17 protein-coding genes are annotated in these 17584 nt (G+C 73.4%); 13 read left to right on the top strand and 4 right to left on the bottom strand.

Features of this window, described 5'->3' with window-relative positions; all coding sequences use genetic code 11:
• The first annotated feature begins 42 nt into the window (after window positions 1-42).
• On the top strand, window positions 43-1284 hold the full coding sequence (locus HEK131_RS09715; RefSeq protein ID WP_244334389.1) for a haloacid dehalogenase-like hydrolase: 1242 nt from the start codon (window positions 43-45) through the stop codon (window positions 1282-1284).
• Window positions 1285-1291: 7 nt separating this feature from the next.
• Here HEK131_RS09715 and HEK131_RS09720 read toward each other — a convergent pair whose 3' ends face one another.
• Entirely contained in the window at window positions 1292-2494 is a 1203-nt protein-coding gene (locus HEK131_RS09720) for an amino acid deaminase/aldolase (RefSeq protein WP_244334390.1), read from the bottom strand.
• A gap of 276 nt (window positions 2495-2770) precedes the next feature.
• Here HEK131_RS09720 and HEK131_RS09725 point away from each other — a divergent pair, with 276 nt between their 5' ends.
• Complete coding sequence (locus HEK131_RS09725; protein ID WP_244334391.1) at window positions 2771-4030, top strand: hypothetical protein; 1260 nt, start codon at window positions 2771-2773, stop codon at window positions 4028-4030.
• Window positions 4027-5196 (top strand): type VII secretion-associated serine protease mycosin, encoded by a 1170-nt coding sequence (gene mycP, locus HEK131_RS09730; RefSeq protein ID WP_244334392.1) that lies wholly within the window; start codon window positions 4027-4029, stop codon window positions 5194-5196. Before HEK131_RS09725 ends, mycP begins: the two co-directional genes overlap by 4 nt.
• On the opposite strand, the gene HEK131_RS09735 is transcribed toward mycP, so the two are convergent.
• Window positions 5197-5886 carry a serine hydrolase gene (locus HEK131_RS09735; RefSeq protein ID WP_347881851.1) on the bottom strand — a complete coding sequence of 230 codons (690 nt, stop codon included), beginning with the start codon at window positions 5884-5886 and terminating at the stop codon, window positions 5197-5199.
• Between the two features lie 51 nt (window positions 5887-5937).
• Here HEK131_RS09735 and HEK131_RS09740 point away from each other — a divergent pair, with 51 nt between their 5' ends.
• Window positions 5938-6669, top strand: a complete 732-nt coding sequence (locus HEK131_RS09740; RefSeq protein WP_244334393.1) for an SseB family protein — start codon at window positions 5938-5940, stop codon at window positions 6667-6669.
• Window positions 6670-6691: 22 nt separating this feature from the next.
• Here the strand turns inward: HEK131_RS09740 and HEK131_RS09745 are convergent, their stop codons facing one another.
• Window positions 6692-7048 (bottom strand): DUF1844 domain-containing protein, encoded by a 357-nt coding sequence (locus HEK131_RS09745; RefSeq protein ID WP_217460840.1) that lies wholly within the window; start codon window positions 7046-7048, stop codon window positions 6692-6694.
• A 387-nt stretch (window positions 7049-7435) separates the two neighbouring features.
• Here HEK131_RS09745 and infC point away from each other — a divergent pair, with 387 nt between their 5' ends.
• The 9 genes from infC (at window position 7436) to HEK131_RS09790 (ending at window position 17291) form a co-directional block, all read left to right on the top strand.
• A complete protein-coding gene (gene infC, locus HEK131_RS09750; RefSeq protein WP_217460969.1) occupies window positions 7436-8110 on the top strand; it encodes a translation initiation factor IF-3 in 675 nt (224 codons plus the stop codon).
• Between the two features lie 111 nt (window positions 8111-8221).
• Window positions 8222-8416: a 50S ribosomal protein L35 gene (rpmI, locus tag HEK131_RS09755; protein WP_018549118.1), complete on the top strand. Its 195-nt coding sequence runs from the start codon at window positions 8222-8224 to the stop codon at window positions 8414-8416.
• Window positions 8417-8524: 108 nt separating this feature from the next.
• Window positions 8525-8908 carry a 50S ribosomal protein L20 gene (gene rplT / locus HEK131_RS09760; RefSeq protein ID WP_030812835.1) on the top strand — a complete coding sequence of 128 codons (384 nt, stop codon included), beginning with the start codon at window positions 8525-8527 and terminating at the stop codon, window positions 8906-8908.
• A 206-nt stretch (window positions 8909-9114) separates the two neighbouring features.
• Window positions 9115-9975, top strand: coding sequence for a TrmH family RNA methyltransferase (locus tag HEK131_RS09765; protein ID WP_217460841.1), 861 nt, complete (start codon window positions 9115-9117; stop codon window positions 9973-9975).
• A gap of 50 nt (window positions 9976-10025) precedes the next feature.
• Window positions 10026-11153: a sensor histidine kinase gene (locus HEK131_RS09770; protein WP_217460842.1), complete on the top strand. Its 1128-nt coding sequence runs from the start codon at window positions 10026-10028 to the stop codon at window positions 11151-11153.
• A 136-nt stretch (window positions 11154-11289) separates the two neighbouring features.
• The gene (pheS, locus tag HEK131_RS09775; RefSeq protein WP_217460843.1) at window positions 11290-12411 is read left to right on the top strand and encodes a phenylalanine--tRNA ligase subunit alpha; all 1122 of its coding nucleotides are present in this window, start codon (window positions 11290-11292) and stop codon (window positions 12409-12411) included.
• The gene (pheT, locus tag HEK131_RS09780) at window positions 12411-14924 is read left to right on the top strand and encodes a phenylalanine--tRNA ligase subunit beta (protein WP_244334394.1); all 2514 of its coding nucleotides are present in this window, start codon (window positions 12411-12413) and stop codon (window positions 14922-14924) included. Before pheS ends, pheT begins: the two co-directional genes overlap by 1 nt.
• A gap of 388 nt (window positions 14925-15312) precedes the next feature.
• On the top strand, window positions 15313-16653 hold the full coding sequence (locus HEK131_RS09785) for a transcriptional regulator (RefSeq protein WP_217460970.1): 1341 nt from the start codon (window positions 15313-15315) through the stop codon (window positions 16651-16653).
• A gap of 98 nt (window positions 16654-16751) precedes the next feature.
• Window positions 16752-17291 (top strand): NUDIX hydrolase, encoded by a 540-nt coding sequence (locus HEK131_RS09790; RefSeq protein ID WP_217460845.1) that lies wholly within the window; start codon window positions 16752-16754, stop codon window positions 17289-17291.
• Here HEK131_RS09790 and HEK131_RS09795 read toward each other — a convergent pair.
• Entirely contained in the window at window positions 17285-17542 is a 258-nt protein-coding gene (locus HEK131_RS09795) for a hypothetical protein (RefSeq protein WP_217460846.1), read from the bottom strand. The two genes, HEK131_RS09790 and HEK131_RS09795, sit on opposite strands and share 7 nt — an antisense overlap.
• Between the last annotated feature and the right edge of the window lie 42 nt (window positions 17543-17584).

Below are 17584 nucleotides of genomic sequence, written 5' to 3' on the forward strand. Positions count from 1 at the left end.
AGCCCTCCAGCCTCCAGTCGAAAGGTGCACGGTCCCCCTCCCATGCGACAGCTACTCGCCTGGTCCCTGGCCGCGGCCGCCGTCCTCGCGGCCGCTCCCGCCCTCACCCCCGCCGCGGCGGCAGCCGACACCAATTGCCCGAAGTTGAGCACCAGTTGGTACGGCCACAACCGCGCCCAGCTACAGAAGGTCATCGACGCCCGCGGCACCTGTTCCGGACACCGGGGCGCGGTCGCCGCGTTCGACTGGGACAACACGATCACCAAGAACGACGTCACCGACGCCACCCTCTCCTGGGCCCTGCGCCACGACGCCCTGCCCCGCCCCGCCCGCTGGAAGGACACCAGCGCCTGGATGACCGACGCCGGGGACCGGGCGCTCACCGCCGCCTGCGGCACCGGCACGGGCGGCTCCCTGCGCACCTCCGACCGGCCCCGCTGCACCGACGAGATCGTGGAGATCCGGGAGAAGGGCACCACGATGAGCGGCGCCGCCGCCTTCGCGGGCACCTGGAACCACCGGCACACCGTCCCGCAGTACGCCTGGGTGCCCCAGCTCTTCGCGGGCCGCACCCCGGCCCAGCTCTCCTCCTACGCGGCCGCCGCCCGCACCGAGGCGCTGGCCGCCCCCATTGGCGCCACCCGCACCCTGGGCACCCACACCGTCCCCGCCTACGTCCGCTACTACGACCAGCAGCGCGACCTCATCCGCACCCTCCAGCGGGCCGGGTTCCGGGTGTACATCGTCTCCGCCGGGTCCGAACCGGTCACCGAGGTCTGGTCGCGCGGGGTCGGCATCGACGCCGCGCACACCATCGCCATCCGCTCGGTCCTCGACCGACGGGGCCGCATCACCACCCGCAACGAGGGCTGCGGCGGCCTCGGGGAGAACAAGGGCGAGGCGATCCCGTACATCGACGGCAAGCGGTGCTGGATCAACCAGGACATCTACGGGATCCGCGGCCCCGCCGCCTGGCAGAAGCAGGCGTGGAAGCAGCGGATCGCCGTCGGCGGCGGCGACGCGGACACCGACGTCACCTTCGTCTCCGACGCCACCGGCGCCCACCTCGTCCTCAACCGCAACAAGGCCGAGCTGATGTGCCGGGCCTACGACGACACGGACGGCCGCTGGGTGATCAACCCGATGTTCATCGAGCCCCTGCCCCGCAAGGGCGACCCGTACCCCTGCTCCACCACCGCCTACAACGCCCCCGACGGCGGCCACACCCCGCTGCTCCGCCCGGACGGCTCTGTGGTGACGGACCAGGCGGACACGGTCTACTGAGGGCCCGTCACAGGAACGTGTGCCCCTCGCCCCGGTAGGTGGGCACGGTCGCCGTGACCGTGTCCCCCTCCACCAGGTGCAGCACGTCGAACCGCTCGCACAGCTCGCCCGCCTTGGCGTGCCGGAACCACACCTTGTCGCCGATCAGCAGATCGTCGGCGGGCGAGCCGAGCAGCGGGGTCTGCACCTCCCCGGCACCCTCCTGCGGGTCGTAGCGCAAGCCCTCCGGCAGGTACGGCACCGGCAGCCGGTCCGGGCCCGCCGCGCCGGAGGCCGGATAGCCGCCGCCCAGCACCGTCACCGCTCCCACACCGGGCCGCCGGACCACGGGCAGCGCGAACAGGGCCGCCGGACGGCCCGTGAACGACGTGTAGTTGTCGAACAGCCGGGGCACGTACAGCCCCGAGCCGGCCGCGATCTCCGTGACCGCGTCCTCGGCCGCCGTGTGCTGCACACTGCCCGTGCCACCGCCGTTCACGAACTCCAGCCCCGGCGCCACCGCCCGGACCGCCCGCACCGCGGCCCCGCGCCGCTCGGCCAGCTCCCGCCGGGCCGCCGCCTGCATCACCCTGATCGCCCGCGAGCGCACCGGCCGCCCGGCCAACGCGTCACCCACGCCCGCCACATGACCCTCGTACCCCATGAGCCCCACCAGCTCGAACCCCGGCCGCCGGGCCACCGACCGCGCCAGCTCGGCCAGTCGGGCGGGGGAGTGCAGCGGGGAGCGGCGGGCGCCCACCCGGATGCGGCCGCCCAGCAGGCGCAGCGAGGTGTCCAACTCCAGGCAGACCCGGACCACTTCACGCCCGCCGGCGCGGGAGGCGTCGATCAGGTCCAGTTGGGCCACGTCGTCCACCATCACCGTGACCGTCGCGGCCAGCTTGGGATCGGCGGCCAGCTCCGCGTACCCCGCCCGGTCGGCGGACGGATAGGCCAGCAGCACGTCCTCGAAGCCCGAGCGCGCCAGCCACAGCGACTCGGCCAGTGTGAACGACATGATCCCCTGGAAGCCGTCCCGCGCCAGCACCCGCTCCAGCAGGGCCCGGCAGCGGACCGACTTGGAGGCGACCCGGATCGGCTTGCCGTTCGCCCGGCGCACCAGGTCGGCCGCGTTGGCGTCGAAGGCGGCCAGATCCACGAGGGCGAGCGGGGCGTCGTAGGCGGCGGTGGCCCGGTCGTACCGGGCCCGGTCGGCGGCACGCGCAGTCATGACGGCAGCCTGCCAGACGCGATTTCCCGAGGGTAGGGGGACGTTCCGGGCAGATGCCCCGGCGGCGCGCACCGGTTCCGTCCCGTCGGGCCGGAACCCGTAAAGTGACGCGCACGTACGGCGGAAAACACCCGGCCGCAGCGCTGAACCGGGATGCCGGTCCAGCCGTACGGGTATGCGTGCCGACGGGACGGAACTCGTCCGACGGGCCGCGGCCGCCGACCACGACGGCCCGCGTACGAGCAGTCGGCCCGGTCGCCAGGAAACGGGGGGTGCATGAGCACGGAAGCGCGTCGCGCCCCGTTCCCTCCGCGCCCCGGCGAGGACCCGGTGATCACCGGGGACACCGAACCCGACACACCCCCGGCCACCGCCGCGGCGGTGGACGAGCGGGTCGAGGACGAGCCCTCGGTGTTCGCCCCGCGCCGCCCCCTCGAACGGCCCCGCGAGACCCGGTCGCCGCTCCCCGGCACCGGGCTCACCACACCCCCGCCGCCCCCGCCGGCCTCCGCCCGCTTCCCGGACACCCCGCCGATGCCCACGCGCGCCCCGGCCGAGTCACCCACGGAGACCACGACCCGGCTGCGCCCCGTCCCGGCGGCTCCCCGGACGCACACCGGGGCGGCCGAGGCGAGGCCCCAGGTGCCGGCCCCGCCCGCCTGGAGCCCGGCCGTCGCGCCCGCGCCCGACCCCGCCCTCTCCTGGAACGCGCCCTGGCCGGTAGGCGCGTTCGGAGAGCCCGAGCCGTTCGAGCAGCCCGTGCGCGGGCTCGGCTCGCTGGCCCGGCTGCGCAGCCGCACCGGTGTCGCAGCCGTCTCGGTGGTCCTCGGGCTCGGTCTCATCGGCGGTGCCCTGGCGGGGAGTTGGCTCACCGGCGAGGACGGCGGACCCGCCACCGACAGCGGGTTCACCGCCGCCGGGGCGCTCTGGCACGACGTGCCCGTCGACCAGCTCTTCCCGCCCACCGTCAAGGGCACCGGCGCCGGGCCCGGCGGCGCCGACCGGACCTGGATCCGGATCGCCGTGGCCCCCGACGCGAGCTGCGCGGCAGCCTTCGACCCGCTGCTGCTGCGCGCCCTCGCCCCCGTCGGCTGCGCCCGCCTGCTGCGCGCCACCTACACCGACGCCACCCGCACCCATGTCACCACCGTGGGACTGCTGTTCACCAAGGCCGACCCCGCCGCCATGGCCGGGCTCGCCGCCCGCTTCCACAACGAGCGCCTGGACCGCCGCACCGACCTGCTGCCCCTCCCGTACGCCGCCAAGGGCACCCCGGCCGCCGGGTTCGGCGCGAAACAGCGCGCCAGTTGGGCGATCAGCGTCCTCACCGACGCCCCCGTCGTCGCCTTCGCCGTCTCCGGCTGGGCCGACGGCCGCACCGTCGACACCCCGCAGCCCGCCCCGGACGCCGTACGCTCCGGCGCCACCTCCGCGCCCGCGCAGGCCGGACTCGGCAACGAGGCCCAGGGGCTCGCCGACCGCATCCAGCGGCGGCTGCGCCAGACCGTCAGCCCGGCCACGGAGAAACCCTCATGAGGCGTCGCGCCCGTACCGCCGCGAGTCTGCTGCTCGCCGCCGGCCTCGCCCTGGTCCCCGCCACCACCGCCCACGCCGACTCCATCCGCGCCCAGCAGTGGGGACTGTCCGCCCTCCACCTCGACGAGGCGTGGGGCACCACCCGGGGGCAGGGCGTCACCGTCGCCGTGCTGGACACCGGTGTGGAGGAGGACCACCCCGACCTCGCGGGCAACGTCCTGTCCGGCAAGGACATGGTCGGCTTCGGCGCCGGTCCGGGCGACCGCGCCTGGGCCCGGCACGGCACCGCCATGGCCGGGATCATCGCCGGCCACGGGCACGGGCCCGGCGGCGGCTCCGGGGTCATGGGCGTCGCGCCCGAGGCGAAGATCCTGCCCGTGCGGGTCATCCTGGAGGACAAGGACCCCGCCCGCGCCAAGGCCCGCGTCACCCGCGGCAACGCCCTCGCGGACGGCATCCGCTGGGCCGCCGACCACGGCGCCGACGTCATCAACCTCTCCCTCGGCGACGACTCCGACTCCGCGCACCCCGAGCCCAGCGAGGACGAGGCCGTGCAGTACGCGCTCGGCAAGGGCGTCGTGGTGGTCGCCTCGGCGGGCAACGGCGGCGACAAGGGCGACCACGTCTCCTACCCGGCCGCCTACCCCGGCGTCATCGCCGTCACCGCGGTCGACCGCTACGGCACCCGCGCCTCCTTCTCCACCCGCCGCTGGTACGCCGCCGTCAGCGCGCCCGGCGTGGACGTCGTCATCGCCGACCCCGACCACCGCTACTACGAGGGCTGGGGCACCTCGGCGGCCTCCGCCTTCGTCTCCGGCGCGGCGGCCCTGCTCAAGGCGGAGCGCCCTGAACTGGCCCCGCCCCAGATCAAGAAGGTGCTGGAGGACAGCGCGCGGGACGCCCCCTCCGGCGGCCGCGACGACTCCCGCGGCTTCGGCATGATCGACCCGGCCGCCGCTCTGAAGGCCGCCGCCGGCCTGAAGCCCGAGAGCCCGCGCCCGGCCGCCTACGGCAAGAAGTACTTCGGGCCCGGCCCCGACAGCGCCGGCTCCGCCTCCGGTGGCGCCGGCTGGGCGGCCTGGCTGGCGGGCGGCGCAGGCACCGCCCTCCTCGTCACCGCGGCCACCGTGCTGTGGCGCAACCGCAGGCCCGGCGGGACCGGCTGATCACTCCGGGGCGGCGAACGCCCGTACCGCCGCCCGCGCCGCCGACTCCACCAGCGCGACGCCCTCCGAGCGGCTCGCCGTGCCCTCGGTGAGGACCGCCAGCAGGCGGTCGCCGTCGGCCCCGCTCACCCGGCCGACACTGTGTACGACCCACCGGCCGGTCGCGTCGCGCGGGAACCAACCGTTCTTCAGCGCGCCGGGCCCCACCACCGACACACCCCACCGCTGCTCCGCCACCACCGAGCCCATCAGCCCGGCCAGGTACGCGCGTGACGCCGGGCTCAGCACGGGGGACGGCCCGAACACGTGCCGGAGCAGGGTCAGTTGGTTGCCGGCCGTGGTGCGGGTCAGGCCCCAGTAGCCGTTCTCGCCCGCCGTGGTCGCGGTGAGGCCGAGGCGGCGGTGCGCCGCGTCCAGACCGGCGGCCCCGCCGATCCCGTGCCACAGCGCGGTCGCCGCGTCGTTGTCGCTCCGCCCGATCATGCTCGCGGCCCGCTCCCGCTCCGCCGCCGTCAGCGGCCGGTCCGCGTCCTGGGCGCCCAGCAGCAGCGCGGCCAGGATGCCGACCTTGACGACGCTCGCCGCGTCGTAGGAGTCGTCGCCGTACACCGCGCTCCGCCCGCTGCCCGGATCACACACCCCCACCGAGAGGCGGACGCCCTCGGGCACCTCCACGCTCAGCCCTTCCACCGATGCCTCCCGTCGGAACAGCCCCGTACCGGCCCCGATAGGCTCGGGACCGTGGCGAACAAGAACATTCCCGACTCCGGCTTCTCCGACGACGACGGCTCCGCCGACCCCCGGCTGAGCGCCGCGCTCGCGGCCTGGGCCGAGGACCGGAGCGCCCTCGGGCCCGTGCTGGAGGCACTCAAGGGCGCGCGGCTGCTCGTCCCCGTCGTCGCCGTCCTCGGGGAGGTCGAGGTGGACGAGGCCGGGCTGCGCCGGGAGAAGACCAGCGACATGGCCGTTCCCACGCTCAAGGCGGCCGGGCGCACCGCGCTGCCCGCCTTCACCTCCACCGCGTCGCTGGCCCGCTGGGACCCCGCCGCCCGGCCGGTCGCCGTACCGCTGCACCAGGCCCTCCAGGCCGCCGCGCACGAGAAGGCCGACACGGTCGTGCTGGACCTCGCCGGGCCCGTGCCGTTCGAGCTGACCGGTCCGACGCTGCTCGCGCTGGCCGAGGGCCGTACCAGCGTCGACCCGCTCACCGACCCGGCCGTGGTGGCCGCCGTGCGCGCGGCCGTCGCCGCCGAGCCCGCCGTGTGCTCCGCCCACCTGGGCCCCGGCGAGGCCGACGGGACCCTCGCCCTCGTCCTCGACCCGGCCGTGGCCCCCGCGCAAGCCGCCCGCGCCGTGGCCGAGCGGCTGGCCGCCGACGAGACGCTGAGGGCCCGCCTGGTGCGCGGCCTCGACCTGGCACTCCTGCCGGCCGGGACCACCCCTCCGGGCGAGCCCTTGTACGTACGCGACTGAAGGAAGCCGTCGCCGCGGGGTACTAGCCGTAGACCGGCCCCGTGTACTTCTCACCGGGGCCCTGGCCCGGCTCGTCCGGGACGAGGGACGCCTCGCGGAAGGCGAGCTGGAGCGACTTCAGGCCGTCGCGCAGCGGGGCCGCGTGGAAGGAGCTGATCTCGGTCGTGCTGGCGTCCAGCAGGCCGGCGAGGGCGCTGATCAGCTTGCGGGCCTCGTCCAGGTCCTTGTACTTCTCGCCCTCCTCGCTCAGCCCGAGCTTCACGGCGGCGGCGCTCATCAGGTTGACGGCGACCGTCACGATCACCTCGACGGCGGGGACCTCGGCGATGTCGCGGGTCATGGCGTCGAAGTCGGGGGTCTCAGGGGAGGTCTCACTCATACCCCACACGATAGGCGCCGCGCCCCCGCCCGAGGCCCGGCGGCCCTGGTTAGCCCTTCCTCCCCGGAGCTGCTAGCCTTGTGTCACGACCGGTCGGACGAGCACGCCCTGCGGTGAGCACTCCGGCCCACAAGTGGAGGCTTCGAACTCCCACCCGGCCACCCTCACGGGCGGCGGGTCACCGGTCAGACGGATTCGCCGTGGATGCGGCGGAACACCGTCCGAGAGCGCGCCCCGCGACCATCGCGGCGGTGTTCCGGTAGTTCGAGGAACCCCGCCTGTGATCGTCCGGGGCATTTTTTGTGCTTCGGCGCGGTTAGGTCTTACTGATACAGACGTTACGCGGCTGTCCGCCAGACCGTCGCGTGGTGCTACCGAGGAGGATCCATCAGCGCCGAGCCCCGCATCAACGACCGGATTCGCGTTCCCGAGGTGCGACTTGTCGGTCCCAGTGGCGAGCAGGTGGGCATCGTCCCCCTGGCCAAGGCACTGGAGCTTGCGCAGGAGTACGACCTGGACCTGGTCGAGGTCGCGGCGAACGCCCGTCCGCCCGTGTGCAAGCTCATGGACTACGGGAAGTTCAAGTACGAGTCGGCCATGAAGGCCCGTGAGGCGCGCAAGAACCAGGCGCACACGGTCATCAAGGAGATGAAGCTCCGGCCGAAGATCGACCCGCACGACTACGACACCAAGAAGGGTCACGTCGTCCGGTTCCTCAAGCAGGGCGACAAGGTCAAGATCACGATCATGTTCCGTGGCCGTGAGCAGTCCCGCCCCGAGCTGGGCTACCGACTGCTGCAGCGCCTCGCCGAGGACGTCCAGGACCTCGGGTTCGTCGAGTCGAACCCGAAGCAGGACGGCCGAAACATGATCATGGTTCTCGGTCCGCACAAGAAGAAGACCGAGGCGATGGCCGAGGCCCGCCAGGCGCAGGAGGCCCGCAAGGCCGACGCGAAGGCCAACCCCGGCCGCTCGCAGAACGCCGCGGAGAACGACGACGTCGTGGAAGACACGATCGTCGAGGACACCGAGGCCCCTGCCGAGGCTCCCGCCGAGGCGTGATCCAGAGGGACGCGAGTCCCGACGGAACCAACCGATAAGAGAGCGACGCTCCACCGTGCCCGGTTTCACGACCGGGCACCGGAGCGCCACCGACGAGGAGATAACGGCGCTATGCCGAAGAACAAGTCGCACAGCGGTGCCAGCAAGCGCTTCAAGGTCACCGGCTCCGGCAAGGTGCTCCGCGAGCGCGCCGGCAAGCGCCACCTGCTCGAGCACAAGTCGTCCCGCGTGACGCGCCGCCTCACCGGCACCGCCGAGATGGCTCCGGGCGACGCCGCGAAGATCAAGAAGCTTCTCGGCAAGTGACGTAGTCGGCGTTCACACCGAGCGCCGTACGTCTTCACCGGGACCCAATCGTTTTCGGGTCGTGCGAGTCTGAGTCCACTCCGCGGCCCCGCTACAAGGAGTTAACAAGTGGCACGCGTCAAGCGGGCAGTCAACGCCCACAAGAAGCGCCGGGCGATCCTCGAGCAGGCATCCGGCTACCGTGGTCAGCGCTCGCGCCTGTACCGCAAGGCCAAGGAGCAGGTCACCCACTCCCTGGTCTACAACTACAACGACCGCAAGAAGCGCAAGGGCGACTTCCGTCAGCTCTGGATCCAGCGGATCAACGCCGCTGCCCGCGCCAACGGCATCACCTACAACCGCTTCATCCAGGGTCTGAAGGCCGCGAACATCGAGGTCGACCGCAAGATCCTGGCCGAGCTGGCCGTCAACGACGGCACCGCGTTCGCGGCGCTCGTCGAGGTCGCTCAGAAGGCGCTCCCGGCGGACGTGAACGCGCCGAAGGCCGCGTGACGCCGCGCTGGCCTTGAGCCGGTTGACTTCAGGACCCGCAGGCTGCTGAGCTTGCGGGTCCTGCTGTTGTGGGTGGTCGGGCGCGTCTTCGGGTGCGGGTGCGTCGTGGCTGGTCGCGCAGTTCCCCGCGCCCCTGGAAAACACCGCTCGCTGCCCCTGAAAAGGCACCGCTTGCCGTTTGATCTCTGTCGAAGGTGAATAGGAACATGGGCTCCGCCAACCCTGAGTTGATCTCTCCTCGTTCCGCGCGGGTGAGTGCCGCGCGGCGGTTGGGGAGGCGGAATTTCCGGGGGAAGGAGCGGCTGTTCCTCGCGGAGGGGCCGCAGGCCGTGCGGGAGGCCGCCGGGCACCGGGTCCAGGGCGGGTCCACGCTGGTGGAACTGTTCGCCACCGTGGAGGCCGCGGAACGGTACGCCGACATCATCGGTGAGGCGCGGGCCGCGGGCGCCCGGGTGCATCTCGCCGACGAGGAGGTCATCGCCGACATCTCCACCACCGTCACCCCGCAGGGTGTCGTCGGCGTCTGCCGGTTCCTCGACACCCCGTTCGAGGACATCCTCGCCGCCCGCCCCAAGCTCGTCGCCGTCCTCGCGCACGTGCGCGACCCCGGCAACGCGGGCACCGTACTGCGCTGCGCCGACGCCGCCGGTGCCGACGCGGTGATCCTCACCGACGCCTCCGTCGACCTGTACAACCCCAAGGCCGTACGCGCCTCCGTGGGCTCCCTGTTCCATCTGCCGGTCGCCATGGGCGTCCCCGTCGAGCAGGCCGTCCAGGGGCTGAAGGACGCCGGGGTGCGCATCCTGGCCGCCGACGGCGCCGGGGACCGGGACCTCGACGAGGAACTGGACAAGGGCGCCATGGGCGACCCCACCGCCTGGGTGTTCGGCAACGAGGCGTGGGGGCTGCCGGAGGAGACCCGCGCCCTGGCCGACGCCGTGGTCAGCGTCCCGATCCACGGCAAGGCCGAGAGCCTGAACCTCGCCACCGCCGCGGCCGTATGTCTGTACGCGTCGGCAAGGGCCCAGCGCGCACCCGGAGGCTGCCGTTCCGTCCCCCGGAACTAGTAGGGTGACCCACTCGGGGCCCTGCGCAGGCTGAGAGGTGGGGTACGGGGATGAGTGTGGTCGGCACGAGCACGGCGCCGGACGGGCAGGAGGTCCGCGCGCCCGTGGAACAGGACCCCGCCGACGCGATCGACCCCGACCAGCTCCCTGACGGGCTCGTCGTCGCCGACGAGCACGGGCGGGTCGTGCGCTTCAACGCCGCCGCCGCCCGGATCACCGCCGTCAGCCGGGCCGACGCCCTCGGCCGGCCGCTGGAGAAGGCGCTGCCGCTGGAGGACCTGGAGGGGCGGCGGTGGTGGCAGTTGACCGACCCCTACGGCGGCCTCGCCATCCGGGTCCGGCAGCCCGAGCGGAACCTGCTGCTGCCCGGCGGCCGTGAGGTCCTGGTCGCCGCCCGCTACGTGCGCGACGAACCCCTCGGCCCCCTGCACCGCCTCGTCGTCACCCTCCGCGACACCGAGGCCCGGCGCCGCACCGAGCGCAGCCACGCCGAGCTGATCGCCACCGTCGCGCACGAGCTGCGCTCCCCGCTCACCTCCGTCAAGGGCTTCACCGCCACCCTGCTGGCCAAGTGGGAGCGGTTCACCGACGAGCAGAAGCGGCTGATGCTGGAGACCGTCGACGCCGACGCCGACCGGGTCACCCGGCTCATCGCCGAGCTCCTCGACATCTCCCGCATCGACAGCGGCCGCCTGGAGGTGCGCCGCCAGCCCGTCGACACCGCCGCCGCCGTCGGCCGCCACATCCAGGCCCATGTCGCCTCGGGCCAGCCCGCCGACCGCTTCCTGCTCCGCGTCGAGCACCCCCTGCCCGCCCTGTGGGCCGACCCCGACAAGGTCGACCAGGTGCTCAGCAACCTGCTGGAAAACGCGGTGCGCCACGGCGCCGGAACTGTCACGATCGACGTCACCCCCGCGCCGTCCCCGCGCGAGGGCGAGGAGACAGGCACGTCGGTCACCGTGAGCGACGAGGGGCCCGGCATCCCGGAGGAGTCCATGAACCGCGTCTTCACCCGCTTCTGGCGGGGCAGCAAGCGCGGCGGCACCGGCCTCGGGCTCTACATCGTCAAGGGCATCGTCGAGGCCCACGGCGGCACCATCACGGTCGGCCGCGCCCCCGGCGGCGGCGCGCAGTTCCGATTTACGTTGCCCGTGAGCGCCCCGGCCTACCTGGCCTGAGCCGCCCGCGGGCCATTCGCCCAGCCCGTCCCCGTTAGACTCGGCCCCTGGCACCTTTGTGTCCGCACGCGGCCCGCCGGGACCCCTTCGGGCGGTGACGGGACCACCAGCCAGCCAATCGGAAGCACGGGAAGAGATGTCGGCACCGAATAAGTCGTACGACCCTGTCGAGGTCGAGGCGTTGAAACCGGAAGAGATCGAGCGTATGCGGGACGAGGCGCTCGCCGCCTTCGGTGCCGCGGATTCCCTCGACGCGCTCCACGAGGCCAAGGTCGCCCACACCGGCCCGGCCTCCCCGCTGTCCCTCGCCAACCGCGAGATCGGCGCCCTGCCCCCGCACGCCAAGGCCGACGCCGGCAAGCGTGTCGGCATGGCGCGCGGCGCGGTCAACAAGGCGCTGGCCGCCCGCCAGGCCGAGCTGGAGGTGGAGCGCGACGCGCGCGTGCTGGTCGAGGAGGACGTCGACGTCACCCTGCCGTACGACCGCGTCCCCGCCGGTGCCCGCCACCCGCTGACCACGCTCTCCGAGCGCATCGAGGACGTCTTCGTCGCCATGGGCTACGAGGTCGCCGAGGGCCCCGAGGCCGAGGCCGAGTGGTTCAACTTCGACGCCCTCAACATCGGCCCCGACCACCCCGCGCGCGGCGAGGCCGACACCTTCTTCGTCCGCGGTGAGAAGGGCGGCACCGAGTCCGGTGTCGTGCTGCGCACCCACACCTCGCCCGTGCAGATCCGCTCCCTGCTGGGGCGCGGGGCGCCGGTCTACGTGATCTGCCCCGGCCGCGTGTACCGCACCGACGAGCTGGACGCCACGCACACCCCGGTCTTCCACCAGGTCGAGCTGCTCGCCGTGGACGAGGGCCTGACCATGGCCGACCTCAAGGGCACCCTGGACCACATGGTCCAGTCGCTGTTCGGTCCCGGCATGAAGACCCGGCTGCGGCCGAACTTCTTCCCGTTCACCGAGCCGTCCGCCGAGATGGACATGCTCTGCTACGTCTGCAAGGGCGAGTCCGTCGGCAACCCCGACCGCCCCTGCCGCACCTGCTCCAGCGAGGGCTGGATCGAGCTGGGCGGCTGCGGCATGGTCAACCCCAAGGTGCTGACCGCCTGCGGCGTCGACCCGGAGAAGTACAGCGGATTCGCCTTCGGGTTCGGCATCGAGCGGATGCTGATGTTCCGCCACAACGTCGAAGACATGCGAGACATGGTCGAGGGTGACGTCCGGTTCACCCGGCCGTTCGGGATGGAGATCTGATGCGGGTCCCGCTTTCTTGGCTGCGGGAGTACGTCGACCTGCCGGCGACCGAAACCGGCCGTGACGTCCAGGCCAAGCTCATCTCGGCGGGCCTCGAGGTCGAGACCGTCGAGCAGCTCGGCGCCGGCCTCAAGGGTCCGCTGGTCGTCGGCCAGGTGCTGACCATCGAGGAGCTGGAGGGCTTCAAGAAGCCGATCCGCTTCTGCACGGTCGACGTCGGCACCGCCAACGGCACCGGCGAGCCGCAGGAGATCGTCTGCGGCGCCCGCAACTTCGCCGTCGGCGACAAGGTCGTCGTGGTCCTGCCCGGCGCGGTCCTGCCCGGCGACTTCGCGATCGCCGCGCGCAAGACGTACGGCAAGACGTCCCACGGCATGATCTGCTCCGGCGACGAGCTGGGCATGGGCGACGACGGCAGCCACGGCATCATCGTGCTGCCGCCGGAGACCGAGACCGGCAAGGACGCCATCGAGCTGCTGGAGCTGGTCGACGAGGTCCTGGACATCGCCGTCACCGCCAACCGCGGCGACTGCCTGTCCATCCGCGGCGTCGCCCGCGAGACCGCCATCGCCTACGGCCTGCCGCTGCGCGACCCGGCCCTCATCGACGTCCCCGCGCCGAACGCCTACGGCTACCCGGTCAAGGTCTCCGACCCGATGGGCTGCGACCGCTTCACCGCCCGCACCATCACCGGTCTGAGTCCCGAGGCGCGCTCCCCGATCTGGCTGCGCCGCCGGCTGCAGAAGGTCGGCATGCGCCCGGTCTCGCTGGCCGTCGACGTCACCAACTACGTGATGATGGAGCTGGGCCAGCCCCTGCACGCCTACGACCGCGGCTCGGTCCAGGGCGCCATCGGGGTCCGCCGCGCCGAGGAGGGCGAGAAGCTGCGCACCCTCGACGGGGTCGAGCGCACGCTGCACGCCGAGGACCTCGTCATCACCGACGAGCGCGGCCCCATCGGCCTGGCCGGTGTCATGGGCGGCGCCGACACGGAGATCGCCGACCACGACGACACCGAGCGCTCCACCTCCGAGGTCGTCGTCGAGGCCGCCCACTTCAACGCGGTCTCCGTCGCGCGTACGGCCCGCCGCCACAAGCTGTCCTCGGAGGCGTCCCGGCGCTTCGAGCGGGGCGTCGACCCCGAGGCCGCCGCCGCTGCCGCGCAGCGCACCGTGGACCTGCTGGTCCTGCTCGCGGGCGGCACCGCCGAGGCCGGCGTCACGGAGATCATCGCGCCGTTCGCGCCGCGCACGATCACCATCCCGGCCGACCACCCGGACAAGGTCGCGGGCGTCACCTACGGCCGCGAGACCGTCGTCCGCCGCCTCCAGGAGATCGGCTGCGACGTCTACGGGCAGGACGAGCTGATCGTCACCGTCCCGTCCTGGCGGCCCGACCTCACCGACGCCAACGACCTGGCCGAAGAGGTCATCCGGCTGGAGGGCTACGAGAACCTGCCCTCCACGCTGCCCAAGCCCCACGCCGGCCGCGGCCTGACCCACCGTCAGCGGCTGCACCGCCGGATCGGCCGCGCCCTGGCCGGCTCGGGCTACGTCGAGGCGCCGAACTACCCGTTCGTCGCCGAGCAGGTCTTCGACCAGCTCGGGCTGGACGCCGACGACCCGGCCCGCCGCGTCGTCAAGCTGGCCAACCCGCTGAACGACGAGGAGCCCGCGCTCCGCACCACGCTGCTGCCCGGCCTGCTGGGCGCCCTGCGCCGCAACGACGGCCGGGGCTCGCACGACCTGGCGCTGTTCGAGACCGGCCTGGTCTTCCACCCGCGTGAGGCCGGCGCCGTCGCCGGGCACCTGCCCGTCGACCGCCGTCCCACCGACGAGGAGATCGCCCGCCTGGACGCCGTGCTGCCCGAGCAGCCGCGCCATGTGGCCGTCGTCCTCACCGGTGCCCGCGAGCAGGCCGGCTGGTGGGGCAAGGGCCGCCCGGCCGACTGGGCCGACGCCGTCGAGGCCGCGCGGACCGTCGCCCACGAGGCGGGCGCCGAGCTGATCGTGCGCAAGGCCCAGTACGGCCCGTGGCACCCCGGCCGCTGCGCCGAGCTGGCGGTCGTCACGGACGGCGCCGAGCGCGTCGTCGGCCACGCGGGCGAACTGCACCCGCGCGTGCTCAAGGCCCTCGGCCTGCCCGAGCGCACCTGCGCGATGGAGCTGGACGTGGACGCCCTGGAGCGGGCCGGCGACGACACCCCGCAGGCGCCCGGCATCTCCGCCTTCCCGGTCGCCACCCAGGACGTCGCCCTGGTCGTCGACAAGCCGGTGCCCGCCGCCGAGGTCGAGGCGGCGCTGCGCGAGGGCGCGGGCGAACTGCTGGAGTCCATCCGGCTGTTCGATGTCTACGAGAACCCGGAGCAGCTCGGCGAGGGCCGCAAGTCCCTCGCGTACGCGCTGCGCTTCCGGGCCGGCGACCGCACGCTGACCGTGGACGAGGCGTCCGCCGCGCGCGACGCCGCGGTCGCCCTGGCGAACGAGCGCACGGGCGCGGAGCTGCGCGGCTGACCCCCGCCGAAGCCGAAGGCACCGGCCGGTCACGGACTCGATCCGTGGCCGGCCGGCGCCGTTCCCGGCGCCCGCCGGGCCGGGTGCCCGGCTGCCGCCGCGCGAACGCGGGCCGGTTGGCCAGGAGCCGTACCGGCGACGCGGTACCGGTTCCGCGCGGCGGCGAAGTGCGGGGCTCCGCCCGACACCCGGGGGCGCTCGGCCGGACCGCCGCCTTGTGAGGGGGAGCGAGCGGCCCGGCCCGCCTCGGTGAGGCGGGTCACCCAGTGAAGCGGTCCCGGCCCCGCGCCGGACAGTGCGCGTGGGGTGCGGATGCGCGTACTCCGTTCACACCCCGTGTGAACCCGTTCGCACTACGCTTACGGCACCACGCCACTCGGGGGGCATGATGCAGCCCAACACCCTGCTCGACGCGATCCTTGACGAGGCGGGCATCTCGCACGCCGGGCTCGCCGCGCATGTGAACCAGGCCGGCCGTCGCCGGGGTCTCGCACTCAGATACGAACACACCGCCGTGGCACGGTGGTTGAAGGGCCAGCGGCCGCGCGGCCAGGTGCCCGATCTGATCTGCGAGGTGCTCGCGGGCCGCTTACGGCGCCCGGTCACGCTGGACGACATCGGTCTCGGCGTACCGGGTGAACCGGCCACCGCGCACGCCGGCTCGCTCTCCGGGTTCGTGGAGCGGGCCACCGCGCTGTGGCGCTCCGACGAACAGCAGCGCCCGCACGTGCTGGGCGCCCCCGCGGTCACCGGAACGCCCGCGGTGATGCCGGTGTGGGAGTGGGAGAACCCGCCGGAGGACGTGGACGTCTCGCGCGGCGGGCAGCAACGGGTCACCGAGGCGGACATCGGCACGCTGCGGGCGGCCCGCGCGCACTACGAGCAGATGTACCGCAAGGCGGGCGGGGTGGCGACCCGCACCCGCATCGTCGGCTTCCTCAACGCCGAGGCCGCGCCCCTGCTGCGCGGCGGCTACCCCGACGACACCGGCCGCCGGCTGCACCGCGCCACGGGCGGGCTGGTGGCCATCGCGGGCATCTGCGCCTACGACTCCGACGCGCACGGGCTGGCCCAGCGCTACTTCCACCAGGCGCTGCGGCTGGCGAAGGCGAGCGGGGACCGGGGGCTGGGCGCGTACGTGATAGCGCTGCTGGTCAACCAGTCGCTGTTCATGCGGGAGTACCGGCAGGCGGTCGCCTTCGCGGAGGCGGCGCTGCGCACGGCCGGCCGCCACATCACCCCGGCGCTCGCCTCCGACCTGTACGCGATGCAGGCCAAGGCGTACGCCCACCTCGGCGACGGGGGCGGCGCGCTGTCCTGCATCCGGCGGGCGGAGACGGCGGCCGGGCGGATCCGGCCGGGGAGCGAACCCGACGAGACGGGATACGTGCAGCCCGGCCTGGTGAACGTGCAAGTGGCGGAGGCGCTGTTGAGCCTCGGGGAGCTGTCGGCCGCGCGGGAGCACGCGGCGGCCGCGGTGGACAACCCGGCGCACGACCGGGGCCGCGTGCACCGGCTGGCGATGCTCAGCACGATCGAGCTGCGGCAGGGCAACGCCGACAAGGCGGTGGCGACCGCCGTGCAGATGGCCGAGCAGGCACGCGGCATGGAGTCCCAGCGGCTGCGCGACCGGCTCCGGGCGGTGCGCGAGTACCTGGTGCGCTGCGGATCGGCCGGGACCGCGGACGCGGCGGAGCTGATCGACGGGGCGCTGCGCGTGCCGCTGTGACGCCGAGGGGCGCACAGGGCGCCGTCGCGGGCGCCCTGTAGGCCGAGAAGAGTCCCTGCTGCGATATTGCCACTTACTCGGCGGAAGGTGGCAGAACCGTGCAGTGGACAAAACAAAACGAGCAAACTGTGTACGCGAACCGCTGGTTCAGCGTCAATCTGGCGGATGTCGAGCTGCCCAACGGCTCGCATCTCGACCACTTCCTGATCCGGCTGCGTCCGGTCGCCGTCGCCACGGTCGTCAACGAGGCCAACGAGGTCCTGCTGCTGTGGCGGCACCGCTTCATCACTGATAGCTGGGGCTGGGAGCTGGCCGCAGGAGTCGTGGAGGACGGCGAGGACATCATGAGCGCGGCCGCGAGGGAACTGGAGGAGGAGACCGGCTGGCGGCCGGGGCCTCTGCACCACCTGATGAGCGTGGAGCCGTCCAACGGCCTCACCGACGCCCGGCACCACGTGTACTGGTCCGACCAGGGTGAGTACACCGGTCATCCCGTGGACGACTTCGAGTCGGACCGCCGTGAGTGGGTCCCGCTCAAACTCGTCCCCGACCTGATCGCCCGTGGGGAGGTCCCGGCCGCCAACATGGCGGCCGCGTTACTCCTGCTGCACCATCTCCGGCTCGCGGACGGTCAGTGAGCCAGCGCCTGCCAGACGGCGACGGCGAGCGCCCCCAGGGCGGTGAGCGCGGCGACCGAGGCCAACGGCCAGCGGGCGTGTTCGAGTGAGTTCACACGGGAGTTCAGCTCATCCAGCTCCTTGGCGGTCTCCTCGGTACGGTGACTGAGCAACGCCAGCCCGCCTTCGACGCGCGCGTAGGCGACGTCGAGGCGGCGGCGTAACTCGGCCAGTTCTCCGTGAACCACGGCTTGCTCCGGTTCGACGGTCACGGGTCCACTCCTTGGGTGGTCGGACGGGACGACTCCGCATCC

It is taken from the genome of Streptomyces seoulensis (assembly GCF_022846655.1).
Classification (GTDB): domain Bacteria; phylum Actinomycetota; class Actinomycetes; order Streptomycetales; family Streptomycetaceae; genus Streptomyces.

Excerpts from the sequence above, each read along its gene's own strand:
- HEK131_RS09715 (WP_244334389.1), top strand. The coding sequence starts at position 43 with ATGCGACAGCTACTCGCCTGGTCCCTGGCCGCGGCCGCCGTCCTCGCG.
- HEK131_RS09720 (WP_244334390.1), bottom strand. The coding sequence starts at position 2,494 with ATGACTGCGCGTGCCGCCGACCGGGCCCGGTACGACCGGGCCACCGCC.
- HEK131_RS09725 (WP_244334391.1), top strand. The coding sequence starts at position 2,771 with ATGAGCACGGAAGCGCGTCGCGCCCCGTTCCCTCCGCGCCCCGGCGAG.
- mycP (WP_244334392.1), top strand. The coding sequence starts at position 4,027 with ATGAGGCGTCGCGCCCGTACCGCCGCGAGTCTGCTGCTCGCCGCCGGC.
- HEK131_RS09745 (WP_217460840.1), bottom strand. The coding sequence starts at position 7,048 with ATGAGTGAGACCTCCCCTGAGACCCCCGACTTCGACGCCATGACCCGC.
- rpmI (WP_018549118.1), top strand. The coding sequence starts at position 8,222 with ATGCCGAAGAACAAGTCGCACAGCGGTGCCAGCAAGCGCTTCAAGGTC.
- HEK131_RS09765 (WP_217460841.1), top strand. The coding sequence starts at position 9,115 with ATGGGCTCCGCCAACCCTGAGTTGATCTCTCCTCGTTCCGCGCGGGTG.
- HEK131_RS09770 (WP_217460842.1), top strand. The coding sequence starts at position 10,026 with ATGAGTGTGGTCGGCACGAGCACGGCGCCGGACGGGCAGGAGGTCCGC.
- pheS (WP_217460843.1), top strand. The coding sequence starts at position 11,290 with ATGTCGGCACCGAATAAGTCGTACGACCCTGTCGAGGTCGAGGCGTTG.
- pheT (WP_244334394.1), top strand. The coding sequence starts at position 12,411 with ATGCGGGTCCCGCTTTCTTGGCTGCGGGAGTACGTCGACCTGCCGGCG.
- HEK131_RS09785 (WP_217460970.1), top strand. The coding sequence starts at position 15,313 with ATGCAGCCCAACACCCTGCTCGACGCGATCCTTGACGAGGCGGGCATC.